We start from the raw sequence: 6,489 nt of genomic DNA on the forward strand, positions 1-6,489 counted from the left end.
CGTCGAGGACAAGCTCACCACCCGTATCGACACCGTCGAGGACAAGCTCACCACCCGCCTCGACGCCGTCGCATCCGACGTCACCGACCTCAAGATCGCCGTCGCCCGCCTCGAGGGACCACCCCGCCACCTGCTGACCGCCGCCCGCTGAGGGCGTGCGCGTGAGGGTTCAACGGAGCGCGAGGGCGGCGGCGCCGATGAGGGGCCCTTCGTCGCCGAGGCCCGAGCGCACGGCCCGGGTACGCCGGGAGTACGGGTGCACGGCGTGCGCGGTGAGCGCCTGCTGCACGAGGTCGATGTAGTCGGACGACACCCGCGAGAACCCGCCGCCGATGGCCACCACGTCGAGGTCGACCAGGGTCGCGGCGTCCGCGAGCGCTTCGCCGACCGCGCGGGCCGAGCGCTCGATGGCCGCGCGGGCGATCGAGTCTCCGGCTGCCGCGTCGCGCGCGAGGTCCTCCCCCGTCGCGCCGGTCCACCCCTGCTCCTGCGCCCAGGCGGCGCTCGCGGGGCCGGAGGCGATCTCCTCGAGCGTGAGCCCTCCCTCGCGGCGCACCTGACCGAGGTGACCCGCATTGCCGGTGGCCCCCGGGATGTAGGCGCCGTTCACCACGAAGCCGCCGCCGACGCCCGTCGACACCACGATCGACAGCGAGGCCCCCGCGTCACGGGTCGCCCCGAGCCACGACTCCGCCAGGGCGAGGGCGCCCCCGTCGTGGCCGAGCGTCGTGCGAAGGTCGCGGCCGAGCACCGCCGTCGCCGCGTCCCGCACCGCCGCCGCGAGGGCGAAGCCGTGCGCGAGCGGCATGTTCACCGGCTCGATGGTGCCCGCGACGCGATCCACCGGACCGGCGCTGCCGATCCCCGCCCCGACGAGTTCCGCGTCGGCCGGCAGTGCGGCCAGGGCGTGCCGCACGATCGCGTCGACCGCGGCGGCGAGGGCCGGGGGCGTGGCCTCGCGCCCGGTGGGCTGGCGGCTGCGGCTGCCTTCGACGAGCACGCCGTCCGCCGAGACGAGGGCGGCCTCCATCTTGGTGCCGCCGACGTCGACGGCCAGGGCGTAGCGGGTCACTGCGGGTCGAGCCCGAGGTCGTCGAGGTCGAACGCGGCGCGCCACTCCAGCCCCTCGGCTTCGATGGCCGCCTGCGCTCCGGTCTTGCGGTCGACGATCACGGCGACGGCCACGACCTCGGCGCCCTCCGTGCGCAGCGCCTCGACGGCCTTGAGCGCGGACTGCCCGGTGGTCGACGTGTCCTCCAGCACGACCACGCGCTTGCCCTTCACGTCGGCGCCCTCGATCTGACGGCCGCGGCCGTGGTCCTTGGGCTCCTTGCGCACGACGAACGCGTCGAGCGGACGGTCGGTGCCGACCGAGGCGTGCAGCACGGAGTTCGCGATGGGGTCGGCGCCGAGCGTGAGACCGCCGACCGCGACGATGTCGAGGTCGGCGATCAGGTCGAGCATGATCCGGCCGATGGCGGGAGCGGCGCGGTGGTCGAGCGTGAGCTTGCGCATGTCGACGTAGTAGGTGGCCTTCTTGCCGCTGGAGAGGGTGAAGTCGCCGTGGAACACCGCCTCGTCGGTGATGAGGTCGAGGAGGGTCTGGCGGTCTGCGTCGAGTGCGGTCACGGCATCCAGTGTAGGAGGCCGCAACTAGGCTGGACGCATGCGCTTGGCCACCTGGAACGTCAACTCCATCCGCACCCGTGTCGCCCGCACCGTCGAGTTCGCCGTCCGTGAAGACATCGACGTGCTCGCGATGCAGGAGGTGAAGTGCAAGCCGGAGCAGTTCCCCTTCGCCCCCTTCGAGGAGGCCGGCTACCACGTCGAGGTGCACGGCCTGAACCAGTGGAACGGCGTCGCGATCGCCAGCCGCCTACCCATCACCGACGTGCGCACCGCGTTCGACGGCATGCCCGGTTTCGCCAAGGGTCACGAGGGCCCCGACGCTCCGCAGGAGGCGCGCGCGCTCGGGGTGATGGTCGACGGCGTGCGCGTGTGGAGCCTGTACGTGCCGAACGGGCGCTCCCTCGACGACCCGCACTACGCGTACAAGCTGCACTGGCTCGAGCAGCTGAGGCAGTCCACCGCGGCCGAGCTGTCGGCGAACCCCGACCTGCCGCTCGCCCTCGTCGGCGACTTCAACATCATCCCGTTCGACCACGACAACGGCGACCCCGACATCGTGGTGGGCCGCTCGACGCACGTCTCGCCCGCCGAGCGTGAGGCGTTCTTCGCCCTGGCCGATGCCGGTGTCACCGATGTGGTGCGCCCGCTGCTGCCCGACGGCTACACCTACTGGGACTACCAGCGGCTCAAGTTCCCGCGCAACGAGGGCATCCGCATCGACTTCATCCTCGGTTCGAAGACGCTGGCCGACGCGGTCACCGGCGCCTCGATCCATCGCAACGAGCGCAAGGGCGAGCAGCCCAGCGACCACGTGCCCGTGGTGGTGGACCTCGACTTCGGCGGAGCAGACGCCGACGACGACCTGCCGATGATCTTCTCCTGACGGAGCGCGACGACGTGCGACTGATCGCGACCGATCTCGACGGCACGCTGCTCGACCCCTCCTCCTCCGTGACACCGCGCACCCGCGCGGCGCTCGACGCGGCGCGGGAACGGGGCATCCCCGTGGTGCCCGTCACCGCGCGCCAGCCGATCGGACTGCGCGCGATCGCCGCCGACGCCGGATTCGACGGGTGGGCGCTGTGCAGCAACGGCGCCTACGCGGTGCACCTCGGCGACGGACGGATGTTGTTCGCCGAGGAGCTGCCGTCCGACACGATCCGCACGCTCGCCGATGCCCTCCGCGCGAGCATCCCCGGGCTGCTGTTCGCGAGCGTGCGCGAGGGCGGCGAGACCTTCGTCGCGCAGGACGGCTACGCGGCGATCGCGAGCCTGTCCGACCACAAGCGCGATCCGGCGACGATGGGCGGCGTGCCGCTGGAGCAGGTGCTCGCGGCGCCGAGCCTGAAGCTCGTGATCCGCCACCCGGAGCTCGCACCCGCCGCACTGTTCGACACGCTGCGCTCGCTCGGGCTCACCGGCTTCGAAGCCACCCTGTCCGGCGCGCCGTTCGTGGAGGTGATGGCCGAGGGCGTGACGAAGGCGACCGGGCTCGCGCGGCTGTGTGCGCACCTGGACATCGACCGCGCCGAGGTCGTCGCGTTCGGCGACGCGCTGAACGACGTCGAGATGCTCCGGTGGGCGGGGCGCGGGGTGGCGATGGCGCACGCGGAACCCGTGGTGCGGGACGCCGCCGACGAGGTCACCGCGACCAACGACGAGGACGGCGTCGCGCGCGTGATCGAGCGACTGCTGGGCTGACCCGCCTCAGGCGCCGAACGTGCCGACCTCCGGGGTGCGATCGGTGCGGCCGTAGCGGAGGAGCATCACGCCCGCGTCGTCGACGACCGGCGGTTCGAGCAGTCGCAGCACCGACGGGAGCGCTGCGTCGTCGAACACCTTCTTCCCCGTGCCGAGCAGCAGCGGGTACACCCACAGGTTGAGCTGATCGAACAGCCCCTCGGCGAGCAGGGTGTGCACGAAGTCGATGCTGCCGATCACGTGCACCTCGCGGTGGGTCGCGCGCAGGCGAGCGATCTCGGCGGCCAGGTCGTCGCCCACGCGCGAGCTGCCCTGCCAGTCGAGCGCGAGGTCGGGGTTCCGCGACGCCACGTACTTCGGCACCGCGTCGAAGAGCCGGCCGATGTGGCCCTCCTCGCCGTCGGTGTGCTGCGGCCAGTACGAGGCGAAGATGTCGTAGGTGCGGCGGCCGAGCAGCAGCGCGTCGAGGCCCCGCATGCCCGCGTCGACCTCGGCGCCCATGCCGGGTGAGGGGTAACCGGCCTGCCATCCGCTGAACCGGAATCCGCCCGAGGTGTCCTCCCCCACGCCGCCGGGGCCCTGGGCCACGCCGTCGAGGGTGCTGAACAGGTCGATCAGGATGCGACCGGGTGCGTCGTCGCTCATGTCACTTCTCCGTTCTCGTCGAGGGATCTTCATCCTCCTCCGCAGCACCCCACGCCCGCAGCGCCTCGATCGCCTCCCGCAGTGCGAGCCCGCGGGCGGTGAGCGCGTACGCCCGGGTGTTGTGCCGGAGCGGCAGTCGCGCGAGCACCCCGGCGGCCTCGAGCTCGCGCAGGCGCGTGGCGAGGATGTTCGTAGGGACTCCGAGGTCGCGCTGCAGATCGCCGTAGCGCTGGGGTCCGTCGAGCAGCCGCTCCACGATCAGCAGCGCCCAGCGCGCCCCGACCACGCCGAGCGCGGCACCGAGGTCGCTCACGCGTCGGCGTCGGCGTCCGGCTTCATCCAGAACGGCGAGTAGTGGTAGCCGTCGGGGTCGTCGAACTGGCGCTGGTACATGAAGGGGTAGTCGTCGGTGTCGCCGATGCGCCCGCCCGCCGCTCTCGCGCGCTCGACCAGCTCGTCGACCGCCTCGCGGCTGCCGAGGTCGAACGAGACGGTGACCTTGGACGGGGTGTCGGGGCCGCCGACGAGCTCGTCGACGCCGCCGACGCTGGCGTACATCTCGCGGCTGCCGAGCATGACGTACTGCCCGGGCGCGATGGCGAAGCACGACACGTTGTGATCGGACATCTCCTCGTTGAGGGTCCAGCCGATGGCCGTGTAGAAGGCGGTCGCGCGTTCGACGCTCTCGACCGGGCAGGTGAGGAAGAGGCTCATGCGGTGATACTTGCAAAAAACAAGTGCACGGTCAAGACCCCTCCGCGCCGCCTCCGCCGTCCGGGGGATGCGGCCCCGCCGAACGCCGCCCTACGGTGGAGGGATGCCCTTCACCCGCACGCCGACCGAGCGCGACCGCCGCGGCGACCTGCTGCTCGCCGGGGTGCTGTTCGTCGGCGCGATCCTGAGCGCCGCGCTCTCCTCCATCGCCCAGGTGTACGGCGACGAGCAGGCCCCGCTGTGGACCGCCCTCCTCTACGCCGTCGTGGTGTCCGGTCCGCTCGCGTTCCGTCGACGCTGGCCCGGCACCGTGGCCGTGGTCGTATCCGTCGCCTACTTCGCGGCCGTCACGATCCGGGTACCGGAGATCTACGTCGGCAACATCGCGATGTTCATCGGCCTCTACACCGTCGGCGCGTGGATGAACGACCGGCGCCGCGCCCTCATCGTGCGCGTGGCGATCATCGTCGGCATGTTCGTGTGGCTGCTCCTCACGATGTACCGCGACGCGATCAGCGAGGCGGACAAGGCCGAGGTGGTCGCCGGGGCGATGTCGCCCTACGTCGCCTTCATGCTGATCCAGATCCTGCTCAACGGGCTCTACTTCGGCGGGGCGTACTACTTCGGCGAACGGTCCTGGGCCGCCGCCGAGCAGCGGTCGGTGCTGGAGCAGCGCACGACCGAGCTGGAGCGCGAGCGCGAGGTGACGGCGGCGCAGGCCGTCGCCCTCGACCGGGTGCGCATCGCCCGCGAGCTGCACGACGTGGTCGCCCACCACGTCTCGGTCATGGGCGTGCAGGCCGGCGCGGCGCGCCTGGTGCTGGCCCAGGACCCCGCGCGGGCCGCCGAGATCCTCTCGGGCGTCGAGGGCTCGGCGCGCGACGCGATCCACGAGCTGCGGCAGCTGCTGGAGACGCTGCGCACGCCCGGCGGCGAGACCGCGGACGGCGCCTCGACGCTCGGGCTCGACGACATCGCCGAACTCGCGGAGGCCTCGACGGCCGCGGGACTCCCCACCGCGTACACGGTCGTCGGCACTCCGACCGCGGTGCCCTCGGTGGTCGCCGTGAACCTCTACCGCATCGCCCAGGAGTCGCTCACGAACGCCCGCCGTCACGCAGGACCGGGAGCCACGGCCGATGTGCGGGTGCGCTACGACGACGACGGCGTCGAGGTGGAGGTCGTGAACACCGGCCGCGCGATCGCCCAGTTGCGGCCGGGCCTCGGACAGCTCGGCATGCGAGAGCGCGCGACGGCCTCGGGCGGCACGCTCGAGGTGGCCCCGCGGCCGTCCGGGGGACTGCGCGTGCGCGCCCGCGTGCCGTTCGCCCCGGTCGCGGCGGGAGCGAGCCGATGACCGCGCCGATCCGCGTGCTGCTGGTGGACGACCATGCGCTGCTGCGCACCGGGTTCCGCACGATCCTGGAGACGCAGCCCGACATCACGGTGGTGGGCGAGGCCTCGACCGGAGCGGAGGCCGTGGCCCAGGCGTCCGCCCTGCTCCCCGACGTCATCACGATGGACGTGCAGATGCCCGACATGGACGGCATCGAGGCCACCGAGCGGATCGTCGCGGATCCGGCGGTCCGCGCGGCCATCGCGATCATCACGACGTTCGACCGCGACGACTATCTGTACCGCGCGCTGGATGCCGGGGCCAGCGGCTTCCTGCTGAAGAACGCCGGGGCGGAGGACCTGATCGCCGCGGTCCGCGCCCTCGCCGCGGGTGACGGCATGCTGGCGCCCGAGGTGACGCGGCGCGTGCTCGCCCGGGCGGATCACGCCCAGCACGTCGCGGTC

9 protein-coding genes are annotated in these 6,489 nt (G+C 72.4%); 4 read left to right on the plus strand and 5 right to left on the minus strand.

Annotation, left to right across the window (positions count from 1 at the left end; genetic code table 11):
* Nucleotides 1-169: 169 nt before the first annotated feature.
* Entirely contained in the window at nt 170-1,072 is a 903-nt protein-coding gene (locus tag DW297_RS00215) for an ROK family protein (RefSeq protein WP_136028507.1), read from the minus strand.
* Nucleotides 1,069-1,629, minus strand: coding sequence for an orotate phosphoribosyltransferase (gene pyrE / locus DW297_RS00220; RefSeq protein WP_136028508.1), 561 nt, complete (start codon nt 1,627-1,629; stop codon nt 1,069-1,071). The genes DW297_RS00215 and pyrE overlap by 4 nt, the downstream gene beginning before the upstream one ends.
* Nucleotides 1,630-1,666: 37 nt before the next feature.
* Here pyrE and DW297_RS00225 point away from each other — a divergent pair, with 37 nt between their 5' ends.
* Together DW297_RS00225 and DW297_RS00230 are read left to right on the plus strand one after the other, a co-directional pair.
* Nucleotides 1,667-2,512: an exodeoxyribonuclease III gene (locus DW297_RS00225; RefSeq protein WP_136028509.1), complete on the plus strand. Its 846-nt coding sequence runs from the start codon at nt 1,667-1,669 to the stop codon at nt 2,510-2,512.
* Nucleotides 2,513-2,526: 14 nt separating this feature from the next.
* The gene (locus DW297_RS00230; protein WP_136028510.1) at nt 2,527-3,330 is read left to right on the plus strand and encodes an HAD family hydrolase; all 804 of its coding nucleotides are present in this window, start codon (nt 2,527-2,529) and stop codon (nt 3,328-3,330) included.
* A gap of 6 nt (nt 3,331-3,336) precedes the next feature.
* On the opposite strand, the gene DW297_RS00235 is transcribed toward DW297_RS00230, so the two are convergent.
* Genes DW297_RS00235 through DW297_RS00245 form a run of 3 tightly spaced genes read right to left on the minus strand, consistent with a single transcriptional unit; the run spans nt 3,337 to nt 4,689 of the window.
* Nucleotides 3,337-3,975, minus strand: a complete 639-nt coding sequence (locus DW297_RS00235; RefSeq protein WP_136028511.1) for a dihydrofolate reductase family protein — start codon at nt 3,973-3,975, stop codon at nt 3,337-3,339.
* A gap of 1 nt (nt 3,976) precedes the next feature.
* Entirely contained in the window at nt 3,977-4,288 is a 312-nt protein-coding gene (locus DW297_RS00240) for a winged helix-turn-helix transcriptional regulator (protein WP_136028512.1), read from the minus strand.
* Complete coding sequence (locus tag DW297_RS00245; RefSeq protein WP_136028513.1) at nt 4,285-4,689, minus strand: VOC family protein; 405 nt, start codon at nt 4,687-4,689, stop codon at nt 4,285-4,287. The genes DW297_RS00240 and DW297_RS00245 overlap by 4 nt, the downstream gene beginning before the upstream one ends.
* Before the next feature lie 103 nt (nt 4,690-4,792).
* Here DW297_RS00245 and DW297_RS00250 point away from each other — a divergent pair, with 103 nt between their 5' ends.
* Nucleotides 4,793-6,046: a sensor histidine kinase gene (locus DW297_RS00250; protein ID WP_136028514.1), complete on the plus strand. Its 1,254-nt coding sequence runs from the start codon at nt 4,793-4,795 to the stop codon at nt 6,044-6,046.
* On the plus strand, nt 6,043-6,489 hold a 447-nt coding region (locus DW297_RS00255), incomplete at its 3' end, for a response regulator (RefSeq protein ID WP_136028515.1). The genes DW297_RS00250 and DW297_RS00255, both read left to right, overlap by 4 nt.

The organism is Microbacterium sp. PF5 (genome assembly GCF_004794315.1).
GTDB classification, from domain to species: Bacteria; Actinomycetota; Actinomycetes; order Actinomycetales; family Microbacteriaceae; genus Microbacterium; species Microbacterium sufflavum.